Source organism: Rhizobium sp. LARHSG275 (assembly GCF_052871115.1).
On the sequence record NZ_JBIXJN010000023.1, the window covers coordinates 86769 to 110769 of the forward strand.

Here is a 24001-nt window from a genome sequence, read left to right on the forward strand (position 1 = left end):
TTTTGACGGAGCGCTCTTGCAGAGCCGAATGCTTTCTGGCATAGAACTGATGAATTAGGACAGTGTTGCTGTCCTATTCTGGCCTTTATGACCGAAGAGGCGCCGAAAGCCCTGGAACAGACCGGCTTTCACGCTATAGTTCTTCCGAGCGTCAAGCCTTAAGGGGTGGCGCGCGGAGGCGAATGGCAGGCGCGGAACGCGACGGTTTGCTTTCCTTTAAAGCAGATGTCTGCGGCCGATCTTCACAATGCAACAGCGCTGTCATGCGCCGAACCTATCTTCGGGTTGCGGCGCGGGACGAAAAGCCGCCCGCGACCGCGCGGGCTTCGACAGGAGGAAAGATGATGACGAAGACGCCATCCATGGAAGTTGACCGGTTTGCTGCTGCTGAGCTGCGCGCGACGGCCAATATGTCCAAATCCGCCTCCGGCCTGCCGAAGAAGCAGGGCCTCTACGATCCGCGCAACGAACATGATGCCTGCGGCGTCGGCTTCGTCGCCCATATGAAGGGTGAGAAGTCGCACCAGATCGTCAAGGATGGCCTGTTCATCCTCGAAAACCTGACGCATCGCGGCGCCGTCGGCGCCGACCCGCTGATGGGTGACGGCGCCGGCATCCTGGTGCAGATCCCCGACCGTTTCTTCCGCGAGGAGATGGCCGAGCAGGGCATCACCCTGCCGCCGGTCGGCGAATATGGCGTCGGCCATATCTTCATGCCGCGCGATGAAAAGCAGATCGAGCACTTCAAGAAGGTGATCAAGGACGTCATCACCGAGGAAGGTCAGGTCTTCGTCGGCTTCCGCGACGTGCCGGTCGACAATTCCTCGCTCTCCAAGGCGCCGGCCATTGCCGCCACCGAGCCGCATCATGTGCAGGTCTTCATCGGCGCCGGCGAGGACGCCGAAAACAACGACGAGTTCGAGCGCCGGCTGTTCACGCTGCGCAAGGTGATCTCGAACCGCATTTATGACGAGTTCGACGGCGAAGAGAGCAATTTCTATCCGGTGTCGCTGTCGTCGGCGACGGTGGTCTACAAGGGCATGTTCCTGGCCTATCAGGTCGGCGTCTACTACAAGGACCTGTCGGATCCGCGTTTCGAAAGCGCGGTCGCCCTGGTGCATCAGCGCTTCTCGACCAACACCTTCCCGTCGTGGAAGCTCGCGCATCCCTACCGTATGGTCGCCCATAACGGCGAGATCAACACGCTGCGCGGCAACGTCAACTGGATGGCGGCGCGCCAGGCGTCGGTCTCCTCGCCGCTGTTCGGCGAGGACATTTCCAAGCTCTGGCCGATCTCTTACGAGGGGCAGTCGGACACGGCCTGCTTCGACAATGCGCTCGAATTCCTGGTGCGCGGCGGTTATTCGCTGGCGCATGCCGTGATGATGCTGATCCCGGAAGCCTGGGCCGGCAACCAGTCGATGGCGGCCGAACGCAAGGCGTTCTACGAATATCATGCGGCGCTGATGGAGCCCTGGGACGGGCCGGCTGCCGTCGCCTTCACCGACGGCAAGCAGATCGGCGCGACGCTCGACCGCAACGGCCTGCGGCCGGCGCGCTACCTCGTCACCGATGACGACCGCGTCATCATGGCGTCCGAAGCCGGCGTGCTGCCGGTTCCGGAGGAGAAGATCATCCAGAAGTGGCGCCTGCAGCCGGGCAAGATGCTGCTGATCGATATGGAAGAAGGCCGCATCATTTCCGACGACGAGGTGAAGTCGCAGCTTGCGACGGCGCATCCCTATCGCAGCTGGCTCAACCGCACCCAACTGATCCTCGAAGACCTGAAGCCGGTGGAGCCGCGGGCGCTGCGCCGCGACGTGTCGCTGCTCGACCGCCAGCAGGCCTTCGGCTATACGCTCGAGGATACACGCGTCCTGATGTCGCCGATGGCGACGACGGGCCAGGAGGCGATCGGCTCGATGGGCACGGATACGCCGATCTCGGCGATGTCGGAAAAGCCGAAGCTGCTCTACACCTATTTCAAGCAGAACTTCGCGCAGGTGACCAACCCGCCGATCGACCCGATCCGCGAAGAACTGGTGATGAGCCTCGTTTCCTTCATCGGCCCGCGGCCGAACATTCTCGACCACGAGGGGGCGGCGAACGCCAAGCGGCTCGAGGTTCGTCAGCCGATCCTGACCAATGGCGATCTCGAAAAGATCCGCTCGATCGGCCACACGGAAGATCGTTTCGACACCAAGACGCTCGATTTCACCTATGATATCGAGCGTGGTGCCGAAGGCATGCCCGAGATGCTCGACCGGCTCTGCGAGCGCGCGGAAGCGGCCGTCAAGGGCGGCTACAACATCATCGTGCTCTCCGACCGCCAGATCGGGCCGGACCGGATCGCCATTCCCGCGTTGCTCGCCACCGCTGCCGTGCATCACCATTTGATCCGCAAGGGGCTGCGCACCTCGGTCGGTCTCGTCGTCGAGACCGGAGAGCCGCGCGAGGTCCACCATTTCTGTCTGCTCGCCGGCTACGGCGCCGAGGCGATCAACCCTTATCTTGCCTTCGACACGTTGCTCGACATGCATGCCAAAGGCGAATTCCCGAAGGAAGTGGATGCTTCCGAAGTCGTCTACCGCTACATCAAGGCAGTCGGCAAAGGCATCCTCAAGGTCATGTCGAAGATGGGCATCTCGACCTACCAGTCCTATTGCGGCGCGCAGATCTTCGATGCGATCGGCCTGCAGTCGGAACTGATCGACAAGTATTTCTTCGGAACCGCGACGATGATCGAAGGCGTCGGCCTCGAGGCGATCGCCTCAGAAACCGTCGCCCGCCATAACGCGGCCTTCGGCACCGATCCGCTTCTAGCCACGACGCTCGACATCGGCGGCGAGTATGCCTATCGCATGCGCGGCGAAAGCCATGCCTGGACGCCGGATGCGGTCGCGGCCCTTCAGCATGCCGTGCGCGGCAATGCCGAGGACCGTTACCAGGAATTCGCCGAGATGGTGAACAACTCGGCGCTGCGGATGAACACGATCCGCGGGCTGTTCAAGATCAAGAGCGCCGAAGCGCTCGGCCGCAAGCCGGTATCGGTCGACGAGGTCGAACCGGCGGCCGATATCGTCAAGCGGTTCTCGACGGGCGCAATGTCCTTCGGCTCGATCTCCAGAGAGGCGCATACGACGCTGGCGATCGCCATGAACCGGATCGGCGGCAAGTCGAACACCGGCGAAGGTGGTGAGGAATCCGACCGCTACATGCCGCTGGCCGATGGTTCGATGAACCCGGAACGCTCGGCGATCAAGCAGATCGCCTCGGGCCGCTTCGGCGTCACCACCGAATATCTCGTCAATGCCGACATGCTGCAGATCAAGGTTGCGCAGGGCGCCAAGCCTGGCGAAGGCGGCCAGCTGCCCGGTCACAAGGTCGATGCGACCGTTGCCAAGACCCGACATTCGACGCCGGGTGTCGGCCTGATTTCGCCGCCGCCGCACCACGACATCTATTCCATCGAAGATCTGGCGCAGCTGATCTACGATCTGAAGAACGTCAACCCGACCGCCGATGTCTCGGTCAAGCTCGTCTCCGAAGTCGGCGTCGGCACGGTTGCCGCCGGCGTCGCCAAGGCACGCGCCGACCACATCACGGTCGCTGGCTTCGACGGCGGCACGGGTGCGTCGCCGCTGACGTCGCTGAAACATGCCGGCAGCCCCTGGGAAATCGGCCTTGCCGAGACCCAGCAGACGCTGGTGCTGAACGGGCTGCGCTCGCGCGTCGCCCTGCAGGTGGACGGCGGCCTGAAGACTGGCCGCGACGTTATCATCGGCGCGCTGCTCGGAGCCGACGAATTCGGCTTTGCCACCGCGCCGCTGATTGCCGCCGGCTGCATCATGATGCGCAAGTGCCATCTCAACACCTGTCCGGTGGGTGTGGCGACCCAGGATCCGGTGCTGCGCAAACGCTTCAAGGGCGCGCCGGAGCACGTCATCAACTATTTCTTCTTCGTCGCCAACGAAGTGCGTGAAATCCTCGCCTCGCTGGGCTTCACCCGGCTCGACGAGATCATCGGCGCCTCGGAGCTTCTGAAGAAGGACGAGATGCTGAACCACTGGAAGGCAAAGGGCCTCGATTTCAGCCGTATCTTCCACAAGGTCGACGCTCCCAAGGAAGAGACCTTCTGGACGAGCCGGCAGAAGCACCCGATCGACGATATTCTCGACCGCGTGCTGATCGAGCAGGCGCAGCCGGCACTGACGGCCAAGACGCCCGTCGCCTTCGAAGTCGGCATCAAGAACGTCGACCGGTCGGTGGGCGCGATGCTTTCCGGCGAGGTCGCCAAGCGTTATCGCCATCGCGGGCTGAAGGAAGACACGATCAACGTGACGCTTCGCGGCACGGCGGGGCAGAGCTTCGGCGCCTTCCTGGCGCGCGGCGTCACTTTCAACCTGATCGGCGACGGCAACGACTATGTCGGCAAGGGCCTTTCGGGCGGCAAGATCATCATCCGGCCGCCGGAGAATTCGAGGATCGTAGCCGAGGACTCGATCATCGTCGGCAACACCGTGCTCTATGGTGCGACCGAGGGCGAATGCTATTTCCGCGGTGTAGCGGGCGAACGTTTCGCCGTGCGCAATTCAGGCGCGATTGCCATCGTCGAAGGTGTCGGCGACCATGGCTGCGAATACATGACCGGTGGCGTCGTCGTCGTGCTCGGTGCCACGGGCCGTAATTTCGCGGCCGGGATGTCCGGCGGTGTCGCCTACGTGCTCGATGAAACCGGCGATTTCGCCAGCCGCTGCAACATGGCGATGGTCGAGCTCGAGCCGGTGCCCGAGGAGGACGACATGCTGGAGAAGCTGCACCATCACGGCGGCGACCTCATGCACAAGGGACGCGTCGACGTCTCTGGCGACATGACGCGCCATGACGAGGAGCGCCTCTACCAGCTGATCTCCAACCATCTGCACTATACCGGCTCGGCCCGCGCCACTGAGATACTCGACAACTGGGCCGAATACCGTCCGAAGTTCCGCAAGGTCATGCCGGTCGAATACCGTCGTGCGCTCGAGGAAATGGAGCGCAGCCGGATGGGCATCGCCGCGGAATGAATTGCACCGGGACATCCGTCACCTGCTGACTGCAGGTGACGGATGACGACAATATCTCAACGACCCGTGACGATCACGCCGACGACGAAGGTGTTCAGATCGCACGGATGTCTTGCAGGGGATATGATCCAATGACGGTCAAGACAAGCAACTTGCCCCGGGTACCGGGACTGACGATAGACAGATTGGCTGCGGTGAGGCGGTCATGAGGGTAAGGGACGAAAACATGGGTAAGGTAACAGGGTTTCTGGAAATCGACCGGCAGGTGGCAAAGTACCAGCCGGCGTCGGATCGTATCCGTCATTTCCGCGAGTTCACGATCCCGATGTCGGACCCGGAAGTGCAGAAACAGGCCGCGCGCTGCATGGACTGTGGCATCCCCTATTGCCACGGCCCGACCGGCTGCCCTGTTCACAACCAGATTCCCGATTGGAACGACCTCGTCTACAACAACAACTGGGAAGCGGCGATCCAGAACCTCCATTCGACCAACAACTTTCCAGAGTTCACCGGTCGCGTCTGCCCGGCGCCCTGCGAGGAAGCCTGCACGTTGAACCTCGAGGATGCGCCGGTCGCCATCAAGACGGTCGAACAGGCGATCGCCGACAAGGCCTATGAGCTCGGCTTCATCCGGCCTCAGCCGGCCACGGTCCACACCGGCAAGAAGGTCGCCGTCATCGGCTCCGGTCCCGCCGGCATGGCGGCCGCCCAGCAGCTCGGCCGCGCCGGCCACGAGGTGCATCTCTACGAGCGCGAGACGAAGCCGGGCGGACTGCTGCGTTACGGTATTCCGGATTTCAAGATGGAGAAGAACTTCATCGACCGCCGCGTCGAGCAGATGAAGGGCGAGGGTGTCACCTTCCATTGCGGCGTCAATGTCGGCGTCGACGTCAAGGTCGAGCAGTTGCTCGCCGATCACGACGCCGTCCTCTACTGCGGCGGCTCCGAGACGCCGCGCGAGGCGGGTATCCCAGGCACCGACCTTGTGGGCGTGCATGATGCGATGCCCTATCTCGTGCAGCAGAACCGCCGCGTCGGGCGCGAGAACATCGACAGCGTCGGCTGGCCGTCGGACCCGATCCTTGCCGGCGCCAAACACATCGTCGTCGTCGGCGGCGGCGATACGGCTTCGGACTGCGTCGGCACGGCCTTCCGCCAAGGAGCCGTCAAGGTTACCCAGCTCGACATCCGGCCACAGCCGCCGGAGAAGGAAGACAAGCTTGCCGTCTGGCCTTTCTGGGCGACGAAGATGCGCACCTCCTCCTCGCAGGCCGAGGGTGCGGTGCGTGAATTCCAGGTGGCCACTCTTGAATTCGTCGGCGAAGACGGTGTGCTGACCGGTGTCAAATGCTGCGAGGTCGATGAGCGCCGGCGGCCGGTTCCAGGCACGGAATTCGTCATCCGCGCCGATCTCGCCTTCATCGCCATCGGTTTCCGCGGCCCGTTCACAACAAGCGTGCTGAAGGAGCTCGACGGCAAGCTGACGCTCAACACCGACAAGCGCGGCTCGACCAACGTCGTCGCCAACGACCGTGACTACAAGACTTCGGTCGACAAGTTCTGGACGGCGGGCGACGTGCGCCGCGGCCAATCGCTGGTGGTTTGGGCGATCCGTGAAGGCCGCCAGGCAGCGCGCGCCATCGACGAGGAATTGATGGGCTCGACCGTGCTGCCGAACTGACCATCGGCTGCGCACACTTCCCGAAGACACGAATTCCGCCTTTCCGGCGGAGTTTTTTGATTTTGTCGCGAAAGCCAGAACATGCGAAATGGGCTAGGTTGGTCTGCGCTTAAACCGCGCCTCCAATTCCATCTCCATCACGACGTCGGTCTGCAAGTCGTCGCCGACCGCAAACGTGGTGCTCCCGGTTGCCGCAAATCCGGCCCGTTTGTAGAACGCTATTGCTCGCGCGTTTCGCTCGAACACGGTTAGTTCAAGTCGCGTAACACCACGCTGTGCCGACTCACTCACAACCGTATCGAGAAGATCGTTCGCCAATCCGCTTCCTCTCCATTCGGCATCTATGTAAATCCGGTTGAGAAGAGCCGAGCGACTTTCGGTTGACCCCACAACGACTTGTGCAAATCCGATGATGAGATCATCGATCGTCGCAAGGAAAACAGCGGCTGAGAGATCGACAATCTCCGCTTCCTGACGTTCCCTGTTGAAATTCTTATAGATATAGGCGTCAAGATCGGCGGCTGCCGTGTTACTGCTGTAGGTTGCACGGAATAGCCTTGCGGCGAATTTGGACAAGGCTACCGCATCCGATTGACACGCGCGTCTGATCACAAATGAGCCCATCAACCCAATGCCTGCCAATGCTTGATTGAATTTCGGCGACGTCACGAAAGTGGATGTCCTGAGACGATCGAGGCATAAAATGTCTTACGCAGACGTTCTTTGCAAGGATGCCGCCCGCAAAGTCCCGCTGCGAGCACGTTTGGACCTCAGACGGCGCTTTTCACTTGACCGAGACTTCGGCCGGCGCTTTTGCTACAGGCAGGCGGTAATCGTCGACGCGGCCGGGAGGTGCTGGCGTCATTTCGCCCTGCTCGACCAGCAGATCGCGCGGCGATCGCGTCAAAGTCGGCGGCGGCGGCCTGGCGCCGAGAAGCTCGGCGCCGCCGTCGAGATTGGGATCGGAGAGACTGATCGGCACGGTATGTTCGACCGGATTGGCTGGAAGGCCGAGACCGGGCAGATTGCTGGAGTCGAGGCGGACCAAGTCGGGGCTTGCCTGCGTGCCGAGAAGACGCCGCGCCGGTTTTTCCACATAGAAGGCAAGTTTGCGCCGGCCGGCTTGGGTCAGGTTGATGCCATCGGAGGTGCGCAGGCGCACCTGCTGACCGTTCACATCCGAACCGGTGACGATGAAATTGCCATTTTCGTCAACGAAACCATCCCAGATATCGACGAATTCGCCGCCGATGCTTTCGACCTGGTTGCGGTAAAGCTGATTCATCTGGACGGCATCGGCCGTCATCGAATCGGATTCGAAGGCGGGGAGGCCGACCCAGAGCAGAGGGATCTTGCGGCCGGTGACTTCCTTGCCGAAGGAAAGGACACGACGGCGGTATTCACTGAACCAGCCGTCGGTACGGAATTTTTCCTTGGCGGTGTCGGTCACCATCTGCTGGCGGTCGTTGGCGCCGATCATGACGACGACCATTGCCGGCTTCAGCTCGTCGATCATCTTCGGCAGCTGTTCCGGCCAGTCGTAATAATCGTCGCGGACAAGACCCGAGGAGACGTTGCCGCGGGCTTGGACGACCACACCCGGTGAGGTCTCGAAGGCGGCGGTGAGGCCGTCGCCGAGGCCGCTGGCCAGGAAATCGCCGACGATCAGGATCGTCCGGGCGTCGCCGAGCTTTTGCACCGCCGGCTCCTCCTGTACGGGAGCGCGGACCGGCGGCGCGGTACGTGTATTGACGATGGCCTTCGGCGCCGGCGGCCGTTTGCGCTGCTGGCGTCTCGGCTGCTGGACGTCAGGGGCTTGCGGCCCGTCATCGAGATAGCGCCGGCCGAGAAAGAAATCGAGGATCGATCGGCGTTGATAGCGCTGCTCCTGGGCTTCGGCGACACGCACCGGCGTAAGGGCGCCAAGGCATAGCGAAGCCGCCGTCAAGGCGAGCACGAGCCAACGGATTTTACGGGTCCGATCAGTTTTCTCAGTCATGGGCAGTTCCGCATCTGCCGGCATCTTGCACGTGGGGTAGGCCAGCGTCCACTCCCGCTCTTATCTAGGTCACTGTTCTGCCTGTTGTAGAGCATCATGCCGAAAAGTGTGTGGGGTCTTCGGGCGGTATCATGCCCTACTTCCTTGATTCAAATGCGGATTGAGATTTCCGGCCGATCCGGCCGGGATCATCCCGATCTAGCGGCGCAATGCGTTCAGAAGCGGCAAGGAGGGCTCGCCGTCCGGCTGCATGCCGATGCGCGACTGCACGGCTGATATCGCCGCCTTCGAACCCGAGCCGAAATTGCCGTCGACCTCGCCATTGTAATAGCCGAGCGTCTTCAGGCGGGTCTGCAGCTCGAATTTCTCGGTGATATCGAGGGCACCGTCCGGGCGCGGCCAGCGCTGCTGCATGCCGCCGTAGCCGGCGATCTGGTCGGCCAGCAGACCGACGGCAAGCGCGTAGCTGTCCGAGGCATTGTAATTCTTGATGGTGAAGAAGTTGGCGGTCATCAGGAAGCCCGGGCCACTGGGCCCGGCCGGCATCTTCAGCACGGCCTTGGCGGCGCTCTCGCGGAAGGCCTTGCCGTTCGGGCGGGTCAGGCCGAGTGCTGCCCATTGGGCCAGCGTATGGGTCTTGCCGGCCTGCTGGGCGACTGCGGCGGGAACGACGACCTCGTAGCCCCAGGTCTTGCCGGCGTCCCAGCCATTTTTCATCAGGAGGTTGGCCGAGGTCGCCAGCGCGTCGGGGATCGAGTTCCAGATGTCGCGATGGCCGTTGCCGTCGGCATCGACGGCATAAAGCAGGTAGCTTGTCGGAATGAACTGGGTGTGGCCCATGGCGCCGGCCCAGGAGCCGGTCATCTCGCGTGCCGGCACATCGCCGTTCTGCAGGATCTTCAGCGCGGCGACCAGCTGCTTCTTGGCGAATTTGGCCCGGCTCGGATCGGCATAGGCAAGTGTTGCCAAGGCGCGCGGCACGTAATGCAGCCGGTCGTCCTTGTCGAGGACCGCGCCGTAATTCGATTCCATCGACCAGATGGCCAGCAATATGGTCTTGTCGACGCCGAACCGCTGCTCGATCGCAGCGAGCGTTCTTGCGTGCTTGACGGCCATCTCGCGGCCGATCTTGACCGTATAGGGATTGACGCGGGAATCGATATAGTCCCAGATCTTCGAGGTGAATTCCGGCTGGTAGGCCGCCTTTTCGAGCACGGTCGGATCGGGATCGCTCACCCCGGAAAAGGCCTTTTGATAGGTTGCCTTACTGATGCCACTCTGAGCGGCAGTCTGGTAAAAATCCGCGATCCATTTCTGGAAGCGGGAATCAGCTTTCGCGTTGTCGGGGACCAGTGCCACCTGGGCGGCGACAACGAGGGCGAGAGCAAGACCACGAAGGGAGTTTTTGTGATTCTGGGTCATCGACAGTCGTATCCGTCATCTTCAGTTTCCGGTGCAGCGGGGCATCATGTCCGCCCAGACCCGAGACTACAGGAACGGAGTCAATAAATTCTTTACCATGGCGACCCGCTGCGGTCACCATTTGCAAAACAGTAGCAATTCTATACTAGTTAAAGCTAAAAAACTCCATTTCCAAAGCGATATGATCGAAGCAGGAGGCCGGGTGTGGCTCAACACAACAAAGTTCGTAAAGCAGTATTTCCGGTTGCCGGGTTGGGAACGCGATTCCTTCCGGCGACAAAGGCTGTTCCGAAGGAAATGTTGACCGTCGTCGACAAGCCCATCATTCAATATGTCGTCGATGAGGCGATCGAGGCCGGGATCGAACATCTCGTTTTCGTCACCGGACGCAACAAGCACGTCATCGAAGATTATTTCGACATTCATTTCGAGCTGGAACAGACGCTGCGCGAGCGCGCCAAGAAGGCGGAAATTACCCTTCTCGCCCAGCAATTGCCGAAGGCCGGGACGGTGAGCTTCACTCGCCAGCAAGAGCCTCTCGGCCTCGGCCACGCCGTGTGGTGCGCCCGCGAGATCGTCGGCGACGAGCCCTTCGCACTGCTGCTGCCCGATATGATCATGAAGGGCGACAAGGGCTGCATGAAGGGCATGATCGACCTCTATGCCCAGAGCGGCGGCAATATCATCGCCGTCGAGGAATGCGCCCCGGACCAGGCGCATAAATACGGCATCGTCGGCGTCGGCGAGGCGATCGGCGACGGTTTCCGCATCACCGGCATGGTGGAAAAGCCCGCCAAGGGGACGGCGCCTTCCAACTTCTTCATCAACGGCCGCTATATCCTGCAGCCGGAGATCTTCAAGATCCTCGAAACCCAGGAGCGCGGCGCCGGCAACGAGATCCAGCTCACCGACGGCATGCTGAAGCTGCTGAAGGAACAGGATTTCGCCGGCTACCACTTCCGTGGCGCGACCTATGACTGCGGCGCCAAGGACGGCTTCATCCTGGCAAACGTCGCCTTCGCTCTCGAACGCGCCGATATCCGCCCCTCCGTCGAAGGCGGCTTCAGGGAACTGCTGGCCGGCCTGAAGTAAGGTTGCTGCTCAGCGCAGATTCAAAGTGATAGAGCGCCGCGCTTCCTATCGGACGCGCGGCGCTTCCATTTCCTCGATGCAAGCCGCTCCCGCACTTTTGCTGGAGTTGCTCTAAAACGCGTCGCGATCTTTCAGATTCGCTCCTAGCGATTTAGCTCTTTGTTTTTCCGCATGTCGTTGTCGCAAAACCGCGGCATACTTTTGCGCGACATGCTCTAGCGTTTCAGCTTGAGACCGACGCCGGCACGCCATTGCTGCGAATCGGTGCCTTCCTCGCGCGTCGTCAGCTCGTAGCCGAGCGTGCTGGTCAGATCGAGATAGCGGTTGATGTTCCAGGTCAGGCCGGTTGCTGCGGTATAGACGAGCTCGTCGTTGATGGTGCTGTCGGTGGGATAATCGCGCCATATCACCCCGCCGATCATGGTCCCGACCAGATTGTCGCGCAGCTGGTGAGTGACCGTCGTCGTCAGCGCGTGCGAGACGTAGCCGCTTTCGCCTGCCGTGGTCGATGGCTGGATGCTGGTCTGCAGATCGAGATTGACATCGGTGCCGCGGATCGGCGACCAGAGCAGGCTCGCATCGAGCGTGGCGGTATCGATCGAGGACAGGCGGCTGTCTTCGAAATCCGCCATCTCGTAGCCGACGCCGACTTCACCTTTCAGCTTTTCACCGAGATCGACCTCGACGCCTGCCTTGGCGCCATAGCTATGGCCGGAACGCTCGTAGCCGGCGGAATCTTGAGTTTCGTCATAGACCGTGCGGCCGATGTTGGCCTCGATGAAGGGGATGAGCGCGGGTGACAGTTCGTAGCCGACACGGCCACGCAACGTGCCCGTCGTCTGATTGCGGTCGCTGAGGGAGACGGTCGTGCCGTTCGAAAGTTTAGCGTCCGAATAGATCGAGCGTGTCAGCGCAAGTGCAGTCGTGCCGCGCAGGATCCCGAAATCGCGCTGGACGGAGGCGCCGGCCGAAAATTCCTGGACGTCCGACTGCTGCGCGGCGTTGGTGATCGCGTCGGGATCATCGGTGTCCTCGCGGTAGAAATTATAGCCGGCGATGAGGTGCGCCGTGGTGTCGTCGGGAAGATCGAGCCTGAGATCGCTGTTGATCTTGAAGGAGGGCTGTTCCTCACCCTCGCCGCTGACATTCTTCTGCCAGGCGCCTTCCGAGGTCACGGTCAACTGATGCCGGCCCCAGTCCGAGGTCAGGGTCGCTGCTGCGTCCGTTTCAAGAAAGGCGCGCCGTTGCGTGGTATTGCCGTCCTTGGTGGTTTCAGTGTTGATGCTCTGGGTGACGCTCGGGCGAAGCACGAACGTGCCGATCGGGATTCCCGGCGTTTCCTCTTTCGAGGCGCTTTCGGCAGCCCTGCGGCGTGGCAGTGTCTCGTCGAGCGGCGCTTCACGGGTGTTCAGCCGGCGTATGTCCTCGTCGAGGATGGAACCGGTAATGTCGTCGCCCGCTTGTGCATCGGGTATGGCGGGCCGCTGCTGGGTATCGTCCGCGTTTGCGGTCGTGCCGTTTGCCGCGGGAGCGGCGGTATCGTCGGTCTCGTCATCGAAACCGGCGACGGATGCGGCGCTGTACGTGGTGCGATTGTCCTGGGAGGCGGCGGAGCGGCTGCTTGCCGGTTGCGCCGAGGCGGATTGCGCGAAGGCTGCCGTCTGACTGAGAAGCAAGCAGCCGAACGCAACAAAAGAGACGGCACGGCTCATGGCGCGGAGCGGCGTCACACTGCTCGTCTGGTTTGGCTGGCCCATGCAATTCGCGCCTGACATGCTTTCGGTTCTTACCCAAAGGTAAAGCCTCGTGGTTAATCATTCGTTGCTGTCGGCGGGCACTGTTCACAGTTCGGAAAGAGTGCGGGTCGGAAAGAGTGCGGGTCGGAAAGAGTGCGGGGTGGACTTGGAAAGTGAAAAGGTCTAACGCAACTTCATGAACAGTAGAGCGATAAACCTCGTTGAAAACAGCGTGCTCGAATCGGCAAAACGCACGATAGAGTCCGAAAGACGCGGTCTTGAAGCGCTCGAACAGGCCTTTGACAAGGGATTGGCCGGTCCTTTCACACGGGCCGTCGAAGTCATCGGCGACATCTCCGGACGGGTGATCGTCACCGGCGTCGGCAAGAGCGGGCATATCGGCGCCAAGCTCGCGGCGACATTCGCTTCGACCGGAACGCCTGCCTTTTTCGTGCATGCGGCGGAGGCCAATCACGGGGATCTCGGCATGATCGCGCGCGACGACGTCGTGCTGGCGATTTCCAAGGGTGGTGAGAGCGCCGAACTCAAGAGCATCATTTCCTTCACGCGGCGCTTCTCCATTCCGCTTATCGCGATCACCTGCAGCGAAGGGTCCTCGCTCGCGGCCGCCGCCGATATCGTCCTTCTGATGCCGAACGAGCAGGAGGCCTGCCCCAATGGGCTGGCGCCGACCACCTCGACGCTGATGCAGCTTGCCATCGGCGACGCGTTGGCGGTTGCGCTCCTGGAGGCGCGCGGCTTTACCGCCACGGATTTCCACGTCTTCCATCCCGGCGGCAAGCTGGGCGCGAGCCTGATGCATGTCGCCGACATCATGCATACCGGCGAGCGGCTGCCGCTCGTTGCCAAGGGCACACCGATGCCGGAGGCGATCACGGTGCTGTCGCGCAAACATTTCGGCTGCGTCGGCGTGCTGGACGAGGATGGGCGGCTCTGCGGCATCGTCACCGAAGGCGACATGGCGCGCAATCTGACACGCAATCTTTCAGAGCTTGCCGTCGATGACATCATGACGAAGACGCCGAAGACGGTGAAGCAGACGGTGCTGGCGACCACAGCCCTGGCGCTGCTTAACCAGCATCACATCGGCGCGCTGATCGTCATCGACGACGACTGCCGGCCGGTCGGGCTGGTGCATTTCCACGACCTGCTGCGGATCGGCGTCGCCTGATTAGGCTCGTTTGATCAGACGGGCTCGACCGTCAGGTCGCGGCCGTTGCTCGAAACCACCTTCACTTGCGTTCCGGCGGGCAAGTCGGGTCCCATCACCTGCCATAGCGTATCGTCGAGACGAATGCGGCCGCGGCCTTCGCGGATCGGTTCGTGCAGCGTCGCCGTGCGGCCGACGAGGCTCGCACCGCGCTGATTGAGGAAGGGCTCGTCGGTCGTCGCATTGCGCAGCGTCAGCCGGCGGCCGGCGAAGGTCGTGGCAACGGCGAGAAGCGCAAAAAGGATCGCCTGCAACTCCCAGACCCAGAAGGGGCTGTCCCAGAAGAGCAGCGACAGTGCACCGACGATCAAGGCAGCAAGTCCGATCCAGACCAGGAAGAAGCCGGGAACGATCAATTCGGCGGCGAGCAGCACGAGGCCTGCGACCCACCAGCTCCACGGACCGAGTTCGGCGACGATCTTCGCCAGCATGGCTTATCGCTCCTGCTCGGGGTTGAAAGGATTGGGGGTCGACGGATTGATCGGCGGCGTTGAGCGCGCCGGTGCGGGACGCGGACGCGGCGGTACCGGCAGCGGCGTTGACGGGCTGTTGCCGGCATCGCCGAAGACTTCGCGGGCAATGGCGCCGATGCCACCGAGCGAGCTCAGGATGGAAGAGGCTTCCATCGGCATCATCACGATCTTGGAATTGGGCGCCGAACCGATCGAGGTGAGCGCCTCGGTATATTTCTGGGCGACGAAATAATTGATCGCCTGAATGTCGCCGGCGGCGATCGCCTCGGAGACCATCTTCGTCGCCTTGGCTTCGGCCTCGGCCAGACGTTCGCGGGCTTCAGCGTTGCGGAAGGCGGCTTCGCGCTGGCCTTCGGCCTGCAGGATGGCGGATTGCTTGGCGCCTTCGGCCCTGAGGATCTGCGCATTGCGCGAGCCTTCGGCCTCCAGCACCTGGGCGCGCTTCTCGCGCTCGGCCTTCATCTGGCGGGCCATCGCATCGACGAGGTCGCGCGGGGGTTGGATGTCTTTGATCTCGACGCGGGTGACCTTGATGCCCCAGGGATGCACGGCCTCGTCGACGACGCGCAGCAGCCGGTCGTTGATCGCATCGCGGTTGGAGAGCAGTTCGTCGAGATCCATCGAACCCATGACCGAGCGGATGTTGGTCATGGTCAGATTGAGGATGGCGTTTTCGAGGTTGGAGACCTGATAGGCAGCTTGGGCGGCGTTCAGCACCTGATAGAAGGAGACGGCATCGGCCGAAACCGAGGCGTTGTCCTTGGTGATCACCTCCTGGGTCGGCACGTTCAGCACCTGCTCCATCACGTTCAATTTGGCGCCGACGCGCTCGATGAAGGGGGTGATGAGGTTGAGGCCTGGCTCCAGCGTGCGGGTATAACGCCCGAAGCGCTCGATCGTATAGCGGTAGCCCTGCGGCACGGTCTTGATCCCGGCAAAGAGCACCAGGATGACGAAGATGACCAGCACGATCACGACGATGTCGAAGCCGCCGAACAGCATGAAAATTCCTCCTATCGGCGCATGCGCGCCTGCCCAACTCATGTGGTGAGTTAGCACGTTCTTTGCGAAGAAGAAATGATGGCACAACCGGCTGACCTCCAAGCGAAAAGGAGGTTCCGTTTCGTCTAAGTCATTGGGCTGTCGCTAAAGCGCGTCGCGATCTTTCAGATTCGCTCCCGCGCTTTAAGTCTTTGTTTATACGCATGTCGTTATCGCAAAACCGCCTCACACTTTTGCGCGACATGCTTTAGCTCCTCGTCGGATGCCGCTTTCTGAGGGAGGCCCTCAGACCCAGCCCTGCAATTCGCGGCGGACGACCTTTTCCAGCACGTTCATTCCGTCCTCGCCGTCGTTGAGGCAGGGAATATGCGCGAACTTCTCGCCGCCATTCTCGTGGAAGGAGTGGGCGGCCTGTTCGGCAATCTCCTCCAGCGTTTCCAGACAGTCGGAGACGAATCCGGGATTGATGACGGCGATGCGCTTGACGCCGCCCCTGGCGAGCTTCTCCACCGTCTTGTCGGTGTAGGGCTGCAGCCATTCCTCCGGCCCGAAGCGGGACTGGAAGGTGACCATGAAGTTTTCCGCGTTCAACCCGAGCCGCTCGCGCAGCAGCCGGCCGGTCTTCTGGCATTGGCAGTAGTAGGGGTCGCCTTGCTTGAAATAGGACATCGGTATGCCGTGGAAGGAGGCAAGCAGCATCTCGGGCTTCCAGTCGAGGGTCGAAAGATGCTTTTCGACTGATGCGGCGAGCGCCTCGATATAGGTCTCGTCGTCATGATAGGCGGGAACGGTGCGCAGCGCCGGCTGCCAGCGCATCGAGAGCAGCTTCTGGAAGGCCTTGTCGTTGACGGTGGCGGTCGTCGCCGCCGCATATTGCGGATAGAGCGGGAAGAGCACGATCCGGTCGCAACCCTCTTCTTTCAGCGCATCGATGCGCGAGGCGATCGACGGCGTGCCATAACGCATGGCCCAGTCGACCTTGATGCTATCAAGATCCTTCAAGCGCTCGGCCATCAGCTCCGACTGGTTGCGGGTATAGGTGCGCAGATAACTTTCGTTCCTCTCCTTGTTCCAGATCAGCTGATAGGCCTTGCCGACCTTCTGCGGGCGGGTGTTGAGCACGATGCCGAACAGGATCGGATACCACTTCCAGGGCGACCATTCGATGACGCGGCGATCGGTCAGGAATTCCCTGAGATAGCGGCGCATCGAGGTATAGTCGGTGCCATCAGGCGTGCCGAGATTGACTAGCAGGACACCGATCTTGCCTGACTTGACGGCCGGATGGTCCGTCGGGCGGAGTGAAATATCTGCTGTCATTCTGGCCCCAACACTCTTTGGTCCCGTCGGCTCATACGCAGCCTCGAGATCGTGGTTCACCCTATAGAAAGAAAAACCGGCCCGGGAAACCCCGGACCGGCCAGTGGCATCGGGACAAATCGTCTTATTTGGCGGGGACCTCGATCTCCTTGCCAACCGACAAGCGACGCGGGTTCGGCTTGCCATTGGCATCCGAAAGCTTCCGCCACATCGTGCCGTCGCCATAGAAGGTCACGGCGAGATCCCAGAAGGTGTCGCCCGCGGCAATGACGTGGGTGGACGGCGTCGTTGCCGCGGGTGCGGAGGCTGCCGGTGCCGGCGCTGGTTCAGTAGCGGGCGCCGGTGTTGCTGGTGCCGGGGCAGCCGGTGCCGGTGCAGCGGGTGCAGGAGCCGGCCCGGTGGATGGAGCAGGAGCAGCGGGCGCGGGGCTGGGTTCGACAGAGGGGGCCGGAGCAGCCGGTGCGGTAGGCGCCGGCTCGGAAGCGGAGGGAGCAGGTGCTGCCTGCGCCAGTTCGGTGACGCGGCCATCCGTGTAGGGCTTGTAGGGCGAATGCGCGGCGACATATTCGGCGGTCACGTCGGCAAGGTCCGGACCGTAATCATAGGCGTTCTTGCCGTCCTTGAAGATCGAATAGCCGTCACCGCCGGCCCGCATGAAGTTGTTGGTGGCGACTTTGTAGGTCTTGGCGGGATCGATCGGAGTGAAGCTGTCGCCCTCCTTCACCTGGACATCGCTGACGCGGCTGCCGACAGGCTTCGACTGATCAAAGGAGAATTTCAGGCCGGCGACCTGCGGGAAGCGCCCGGCGCCCTGGTCGATCTGGCTGACACCATTTTCGAGCGCTTTGACGACATCTGCGCCACTCGTCTCAAACGTGGCGAGCGTGTTCTGGAAAGGCAGGACGGTGATGACCTCGCCCTGGGTGACCTCGCCGCCGTCGATCGACGCACGCAGGCCGCCGCCGTTCTGGACGGCGATGGTGACGCCCTGGTTCCTGGTGCGATCGAGCATGGCGTCGGCCACCAGATTGCCCATCGAGCATTCCTTGACGCGGCAGACCTTGCGGTCGCCTTCGATCGGGCTTTCGGAGGAGCCGATCACCTTCTTGCGCAGGTCTTCGATCGGCTTTGCCAGTTCGGTGACACGAGCGAGGACAGCAGGATCGGGCGTAAAGGTGGAATCGATCAGGATCGGATCGCCCTTGGCATCTTTGACGACACCACTATCGTCGAAATTGACGACGAGATCGCCGAGATACTTGCTGTAGGAGGCAGCCTGGACGACCGGCACTTTATAGCCGCCGGGATTGTCGACCATGGTCGGATAAGGGCCTTCCGCCTTGGGGTCAGTGTTGGAGAGCAGGCTATGGGAATGGCCGCCGACGACGACATCGACATCCGGGATCTTGGCGATCAGGGCGAGATCGCGGGGGTAACCGACGTGGGTCAACGCGATGATCTTGTTGACGCCCTGGCCCTTCAGATCCTGAACGGCCGCGGTAATGCTCTGGACGTCATCGGCGATCGTGACGTTCGGGCCAGGGGAGGAAAGCTCTGGCGTGTCATTGGTGACGGCACCGACGATACCGATCTTCTGGCCGGCGACATCGAGCACCAGCGAGGGCTTGATGCGGTCGCCGAGCTTGGAGGCGGCTGTCGCCTTGACATTCGCCGTCACGACAGGGAACTGCACCTTGTCGAGGAAGGTCGCAAGCCCATCCTCGCTGTCGTCGAACTCATGATTGCCGACGGTCATGGCGTCGAACTTCATCAGGTTCAGGAACTCTGCTTCGGCTGCTCCCTTGTAGGTCGTGTAGAAGAGCGAGCCCTGGAAATTGTCGCCGGCATTCAAGAGGAGGACGTTCTTGCCGGATAGTGCCTGGCGGCGCTGATCGATCGCGGTCTTCAGGCGGCCAGCACCCCCGAAGCATTCCTTCTTGCCTTCCTCTTCGGCCGAGCAGGTGGAGTCGAACTTGTTGATCGATTCGATGCGCGAGTGGAAATCGTTGATATGAAGAATATTGAGTTCGTAATCCGCAAAGGCGGCGCCCGTGCTCAGCGCCAGCATGGACGCGGTCAAAAGACCGAAGCTGAAAGACTTCGTCATCGCTGTTCTCCTGATTGAGGCGAAAGATCCCCCTGATCCCTCGCCGATCCCTTTCATCGTGCGCCGGGGCGGTTTCCCGGCCTGCGGATGTTCCATCAGACGATGCACGACCGCAAGAGAAAGCTGGGCTAGGCGAGGCGCTTTCCAAGGGGGCAGGGCAAAAAAGCCGGTTGCTTATCCCCGGCATTCGCGGTCGGCGGCGTTTCGGTAGAGTTCGTGCACGGCCTCTGTGATATTCGGGACCGTGGCGAGCGCGATGATCAACCAGAGAAGGGAGACGAGGCGATGAAAGCGCCGGCCGGCCCGATAGGCAAGGAGCGCGCCTGCATCATGGATCAGGACTGCCGGTACGGCTGACATCAATACCTGCAGCGGCTCGTCGCAATCGGGAGCGGCGATGCCCTGGGCACGATATTCGTTGGCCGGCGAAACGACCGCAAATGCCGCAAGCGGCATGGCGAGCAGCAGGACGAGGTATGAGGCGAAGGTCAACCTATCGCCTCATATTCAGCCCCGGCGGGAGAGCGTGAACTGTGCGCCGGAATCGGAGGTGCAATTGAGCTGGCTCGGGTTGACGAGGGCGCAATTGACCTTGGACTGCGTCTTGCGCACCAGCGAGGTCATGTTGATCTCCACCAGGGTCGGTGAGGTGTTGATATAGGTGCCCGAGGCAAGAAGCTGGTTGCTGTCGGTCGTGCGGGTGGTGAAAGTACCGCCCTGGAAGGTCGAAACGATGCCATTCGGATCGCTCCAGTTGCCTTCGACACCAGTGGCGGCGGGCGCGGTTGCAATCGGCAGGCGACGCGGCTCTGATGAAACGCAGGCGGCTAGAGCGGCCGCTGCACCGACAAGAACGAGACCAGTTCTGATTTTCATAAGGCTTCTCCCGGCGAATCGGCGCGGCGGATAGCCGCCAAGTTCGGGCAAAACATGCCGCGCGCCCGGCATGAAGGCAAGCCTTGGTGGGGCGGCGTGCGGCATTTAGACAGCCGGCGTTACAAAAATGCCCGCCTTGCGGCGGGCATTGTCAAAGCCGTGCAGGCGTGCTCAGCGAACCAGAACGTTCCTGAACTGCCACGGATCCTTGGTGTCGATATCCTCAGGGAAGAGGCCCGGACGGCCGTCGAGCGGGGTCCAGTCGGTGTAGTGGCCCTCGACCGGGCCGAGATAGGGCATCTGCACTTCGAGGCAGCGCTTGTAATCGATCTCGTCGGCTTCGACGATGCCGGCGTTCGGGTTTTCCAGCGCCCAGACCATGCCGGCGAGGACGGCTGATGTGACCTGCAGGCCGGTGGCGTTCTGATAGGGCGCGATACGGCGGGTTTCTTCCAGCGACAGGCGCGAGCCATACCAATAGGCATTCTTCTCGTGGCCGTAGAGCAGGACGCCGAGTTCGTCGATGCCGTCCTCCAGCTCGTCCTCGTCGAGAACGTGATGGACTGGTTGCGAGGTGCCGCCATTGCCGAACATTTCATGCAGAGAGAGCACGGCGTCGTTGGCCGGATGGTAGGCATAGTGGCAGGTCGGGCGGAAGGTCACTTCGCCGTCCTTGTCGCGTACGGTGAAGAAATCGGCGATCGAGATCGACTCGTTGTGGGTGACGAGGAAGCCGTATTGCGGGCCGGGCGTCGGGCACCAGGTGCGCACCCGGGTGTTGGCGCCCGGCTGTTCCAGGTAGATCGCCGCCTTGTTGCCCTTCTTGTGTTTCTTGGCGTTCTTCGGCATCCATTCTTCATGCGTGCCCCAGCCGAGTTCGGCCGGCTGCAGGCCTTCGGAGATGAAGCCTTCGACGGACCAGGTGTTCCAGAAGACGTTGAGCGGCTTCGGATGCTTGGTGCGCTGGGTGTCGCGCTCGGCAATGTGGACGCCCTTGACGCCGAGCTTCTTCATGAGCTTTGCCCAGCCTTCGCGATCGTGCTGGCCCGGTTCCTCGAATTTAAGGCCGGTATCGTTGGCGAGGTTGACGAGAGCCTGCTTGACCAACCAGGAGACCATGCCCGGATTGGCGCCGCAGGTGGAGACGGCGGTAGCGCCGCCGGGGTTCTTCGCCTTTTCCTTGCGCATCGTTTCGCGTAGCGCATAGTTGGTGCGGTCGGCATTGCTCATGCTCTTGTCGAAATAGAAGCCGAGCCAGGGTTCGACGACGGTGTCTATATAGGGAACGTCGAGTTTGCGGCAGAGCTTGATGATGTCGAGCGAGGAGGTGTCGACCGAGAGGTTGACGCAGAATCCCTGGCCTTCGCCTTCCGTCAGCAGCGGCTTCAGCAGTTCCTTGTAGTTGTCCTTGGTGACATATTCCTGGATGTGGCGAACGCCGTGCCTCTTCAGGATCTCCATGTCGGAGGGCTCATCCCGCGGATCGATGACGACCATCCGGCTCTTGTCGAATTTGAAATGGCGCTCGATCAGGGGCAGGGTGCCGCGACCGATGGAGCCAAAGCCGATCATCACGATCGGACCGGTAATTTCGGCATATACCGGATAGTTTTGTTCCGTCATTCTTTTCTCCTGTGGAAGGCGACGAAGGCGTTCAGCCCGAAGAATTAATTTGAAATTGCCGCAGAAAGTGCGAGGTGACCGGCTCTAATCATAAAACGGCGTCACAATAAAGAGCGTTGACGGGGAAAGGCCAGATATCGAGCGGCGAAGCTGTCCTGGGGACCGGCAGCCCGCGTGGATTCGAGCTCTTTCAGTGAGATCATCCATGATCGGCTCCTCTAAATTCAGCCCTTCAGGATTTCCAGTCCTTCGACCGCCGTCGTGACGGCAAGCTCGGTGATGTCGTATTCGGCGATGCCGTGGAGGGTGAAGGGATCGGCGGCGACATAGGCCTCAATCGCGGCGCGCTCGCCGATCGCGAGGATGACGCCGCCGGTGCGCGGCACCTTGCGGCCGGAAGCCAGAAACCAGCCCTTGGCATAGCCCTCCTTCACCCAGGCCATGTGCGGCTCCATGTGCCTGTCGGCTTCATCGTTGGATTTCACATAGGTGAGGGAGAGAATGAACATCGTCAGTTCCTGATGAGGTTTGCGCAGATCAGGCCGCGCAGCGAGTTGCCGATATAAAACGTGCCGGCATCGAGATCGGCAAGCGTGATGCGGCCGACACGGGCTTGGCGCCGGCAGATGAGCTCGGTGCGCAGCACGCCGGCGAGCAGGCCGCAGGAGATCGGCGGGGTGCGCAGAATGCCGGTTCCATCGTCCAGAAAGATCGAGGTGATGGTGCCCTCGCAGACTTCATCACGTTCGTTCAAAAGGATGACTTCATCGGCCTCATCAGGCCTGTATTCGGCCCGTGCGGCCTCGTAGGCGGCACGGCGCGTGGTTTTGACGCGCAGCAGCGTGTCGGCGGAATTCAGACGGGTTTCGGCGAGACGGACAGTCCAGGTAGTGTCGGGCGCCAGGGGCACGAAAGCGGCGCTCGTCACCTCTATACGGCCTTGCGCATCGAGGGTGAGGCGGATGCGCAGCGGACCGGCAGCGCCTGCAACGGCTTCGTCGAGCTTGGCCGCCGCCGCGATCGGTTGCGGGAAGCCAAGGCGACGGGCGGAGCGGGAAAGCCGGGCGAGATGCAGTCGCAGCCGGATGAAGCCCTCGCCGGGCTGCCAGCGCAGCGTCTCGATCAGCGAAAAATCGATCATCGCGCAATCCATTGGTCGCCGATGGCGAAGCAGGCCTTGAGCAGGCATTCCTCATATTCGGCCTCGGCTGTGGAATCAAAGACGATGCCGCCGCCGACGTTGAAGACGGCCCTGCCGCCCTCAAAAAGCGTGATCGTGCGGATGGCGACGGAAAAACGCATGGTGCCGGTCGGCGAGATCATGCCGATCGCGCCGCAATAGGCGTCGCGCGGGACATCCTCGAGCGCATGGAGGATTTCCATTGCCCGCATCTTCGGCGCGCCGGTGATCGAACCGCAGGGGAAGAGCGCGGCAAAGATGTCGCGGATCGAAAGATCGGGCCGGAGCCTCGCCTGCACATGGCTGACCATCTGGTGGACGGTCGGATAGGTCTCGATGTCGAAGAGCTTCGGGACATCGAGCGTGCCGACCTCGGTGATGCGGGAGATATCGTTGCGCAGGAGATCGACGATCATGCGGTTTTCCGCCTGCGTCTTGATATCGCGGCGCATCGCCTCGATGATCTCCGCATCCTCGGCGGCAGTCCTGCCGCGTTTTGCGGTGCCCTTCATCGGATGGGTCTCGATCCAGCCCTGTTCATCGGTGCGGAAGAACAGTTCCGGCGACCGCGACAGGATGATCGGACCGCGAAGATCGACCAGCGCGCCGTATTTGACCGGCTGGCGTTCGATCAGCGACCAGAAGGCAGCACGGGGATCGCCGTTCCAGCGGGCTTCGATCGGCATGGTGAGGTTGGCCTGATAGGCGTCGCCGAGCCGCAGGTGCTGGTGGAGGCGATCGAAGCGCTCCTTATATAATGGGAAATCCCAGGCGGCTTTCGGAGCGGTGAGGAATTCCTCGTTTTCGAGGCGCTGTTTTGGCTGGGCAAGCGGATGCGAATCGGCCTGCGGAGCGTCGAAGACGCCGAAACAGATGAGCGGGGTGTCGCGATGTTCCCCGGCGAAGGGAGCGAGTTTTTCCTCGAAGAGGTATCCGGCCTCATAGGCCATATAGCCGGCAAGCCATTTGCCTGCGGCCTTGGCTTCTTCCATCCGGGCAAGGCCTGCAAAGAACTCGGCGCGCGTCCTGGCAACGATGATCTCTGCCGGCTCGGCGAAAAGCATCACCTGTCCGGTCGTGTCGTCGCGGAAGAGGATGTAGGGTTGGTCAGCCACGCCACGCTTTCGGTTTGTTCTGTTCCTCATTGCTCAAAATCTGATTGGGAGCGTGAAGCATTTTCCCGCTTCTCCCCG

18 protein-coding genes are annotated in these 24001 nt (G+C 61.8%); 4 read left to right on the forward strand and 14 right to left on the reverse strand.

The window, feature by feature from the left end:
- Positions 1-341: 341 nt before the first annotated feature.
- Both gltB and ACIPSK_RS27020 read left to right on the forward strand, forming a co-directional pair.
- Positions 342-5066 (forward strand): glutamate synthase large subunit, encoded by a 4725-nt coding sequence (gene gltB, locus ACIPSK_RS27015; protein ID WP_170257536.1) that lies wholly within the window; start codon positions 342-344, stop codon positions 5064-5066.
- A 226-nt stretch (positions 5067-5292) separates the two neighbouring features.
- A complete protein-coding gene (locus tag ACIPSK_RS27020) occupies positions 5293-6747 on the forward strand; it encodes a glutamate synthase subunit beta (RefSeq protein ID WP_162116978.1) in 1455 nt (484 codons plus the stop codon).
- Positions 6748-6840: 93 nt separating this feature from the next.
- Here the strand turns inward: ACIPSK_RS27020 and ACIPSK_RS27025 are convergent, their stop codons facing one another.
- The 3 genes from ACIPSK_RS27025 to ACIPSK_RS27035 form a co-directional block, all read right to left on the reverse strand.
- Entirely contained in the window at positions 6841-7416 is a 576-nt protein-coding gene (locus tag ACIPSK_RS27025; RefSeq protein WP_348642904.1) for a GNAT family N-acetyltransferase, read from the reverse strand.
- A gap of 115 nt (positions 7417-7531) precedes the next feature.
- On the reverse strand, positions 7532-8770 hold the full coding sequence (locus tag ACIPSK_RS27030) for an SGNH/GDSL hydrolase family protein (RefSeq protein ID WP_170257693.1): 1239 nt from the start codon (positions 8768-8770) through the stop codon (positions 7532-7534).
- Positions 8771-8944: 174 nt separating this feature from the next.
- Positions 8945-10168 (reverse strand): lytic murein transglycosylase, encoded by a 1224-nt coding sequence (locus ACIPSK_RS27035; RefSeq protein WP_162116980.1) that lies wholly within the window; start codon positions 10166-10168, stop codon positions 8945-8947.
- A gap of 204 nt (positions 10169-10372) precedes the next feature.
- On the opposite strand from ACIPSK_RS27035, the gene galU reads away from it, so the two are divergent.
- Positions 10373-11260 carry a UTP--glucose-1-phosphate uridylyltransferase GalU gene (galU, locus tag ACIPSK_RS27040; RefSeq protein ID WP_003542870.1) on the forward strand — a complete coding sequence of 296 codons (888 nt, stop codon included), beginning with the start codon at positions 10373-10375 and terminating at the stop codon, positions 11258-11260.
- A gap of 215 nt (positions 11261-11475) precedes the next feature.
- Here galU and ACIPSK_RS27045 read toward each other — a convergent pair whose 3' ends face one another.
- Entirely contained in the window at positions 11476-13017 is a 1542-nt protein-coding gene (locus tag ACIPSK_RS27045; protein WP_162117027.1) for an outer membrane beta-barrel protein, read from the reverse strand.
- 175 nt (positions 13018-13192) lie between these two features.
- Here ACIPSK_RS27045 and ACIPSK_RS27050 point away from each other — a divergent pair, with 175 nt between their 5' ends.
- On the forward strand, positions 13193-14188 hold the full coding sequence (locus ACIPSK_RS27050; protein ID WP_162116981.1) for a KpsF/GutQ family sugar-phosphate isomerase: 996 nt from the start codon (positions 13193-13195) through the stop codon (positions 14186-14188).
- Positions 14189-14202: 14 nt separating this feature from the next.
- Here the strand turns inward: ACIPSK_RS27050 and ACIPSK_RS27055 are convergent, their stop codons facing one another.
- From ACIPSK_RS27055 to ACIPSK_RS27100, 10 genes are all read right to left on the reverse strand, one after another.
- Positions 14203-14658: an NfeD family protein gene (locus ACIPSK_RS27055; RefSeq protein ID WP_162116982.1), complete on the reverse strand. Its 456-nt coding sequence runs from the start codon at positions 14656-14658 to the stop codon at positions 14203-14205.
- Positions 14659-14661: 3 nt separating this feature from the next.
- Positions 14662-15702 carry an SPFH domain-containing protein gene (locus tag ACIPSK_RS27060; protein WP_011653489.1) on the reverse strand — a complete coding sequence of 347 codons (1041 nt, stop codon included), beginning with the start codon at positions 15700-15702 and terminating at the stop codon, positions 14662-14664.
- Between the two features lie 285 nt (positions 15703-15987).
- Positions 15988-17022: a ferrochelatase gene (gene hemH / locus ACIPSK_RS27065; RefSeq protein ID WP_162116983.1), complete on the reverse strand. Its 1035-nt coding sequence runs from the start codon at positions 17020-17022 to the stop codon at positions 15988-15990.
- 124 nt (positions 17023-17146) lie between these two features.
- Entirely contained in the window at positions 17147-19129 is a 1983-nt protein-coding gene (locus ACIPSK_RS27070) for a 5'-nucleotidase C-terminal domain-containing protein (protein ID WP_017968181.1), read from the reverse strand.
- A 174-nt stretch (positions 19130-19303) separates the two neighbouring features.
- The gene (locus ACIPSK_RS27075; RefSeq protein WP_162117028.1) at positions 19304-19585 is read right to left on the reverse strand and encodes a hypothetical protein; all 282 of its coding nucleotides are present in this window, start codon (positions 19583-19585) and stop codon (positions 19304-19306) included.
- Between the two features lie 51 nt (positions 19586-19636).
- Positions 19637-20005, reverse strand: coding sequence for an outer membrane lipoprotein Omp10 (omp10, locus tag ACIPSK_RS27080; RefSeq protein WP_017967851.1), 369 nt, complete (start codon positions 20003-20005; stop codon positions 19637-19639).
- Between the two features lie 171 nt (positions 20006-20176).
- Positions 20177-21628, reverse strand: a complete 1452-nt coding sequence (locus ACIPSK_RS27085; RefSeq protein WP_017967850.1) for a homospermidine synthase — start codon at positions 21626-21628, stop codon at positions 20177-20179.
- A gap of 224 nt (positions 21629-21852) precedes the next feature.
- The gene (locus tag ACIPSK_RS27090) at positions 21853-22137 is read right to left on the reverse strand and encodes a YciI family protein (protein ID WP_017967849.1); all 285 of its coding nucleotides are present in this window, start codon (positions 22135-22137) and stop codon (positions 21853-21855) included.
- Positions 22138-22139: 2 nt separating this feature from the next.
- Positions 22140-22769 (reverse strand): aminotransferase class IV family protein, encoded by a 630-nt coding sequence (locus tag ACIPSK_RS27095; protein WP_026154536.1) that lies wholly within the window; start codon positions 22767-22769, stop codon positions 22140-22142.
- Positions 22766-23872: an aminodeoxychorismate synthase component I gene (locus tag ACIPSK_RS27100; RefSeq protein ID WP_246709734.1), complete on the reverse strand. Its 1107-nt coding sequence runs from the start codon at positions 23870-23872 to the stop codon at positions 22766-22768. The genes ACIPSK_RS27095 and ACIPSK_RS27100 overlap by 4 nt, the downstream gene beginning before the upstream one ends.
- Positions 23873-24001: the final 129 nt, after the last annotated feature.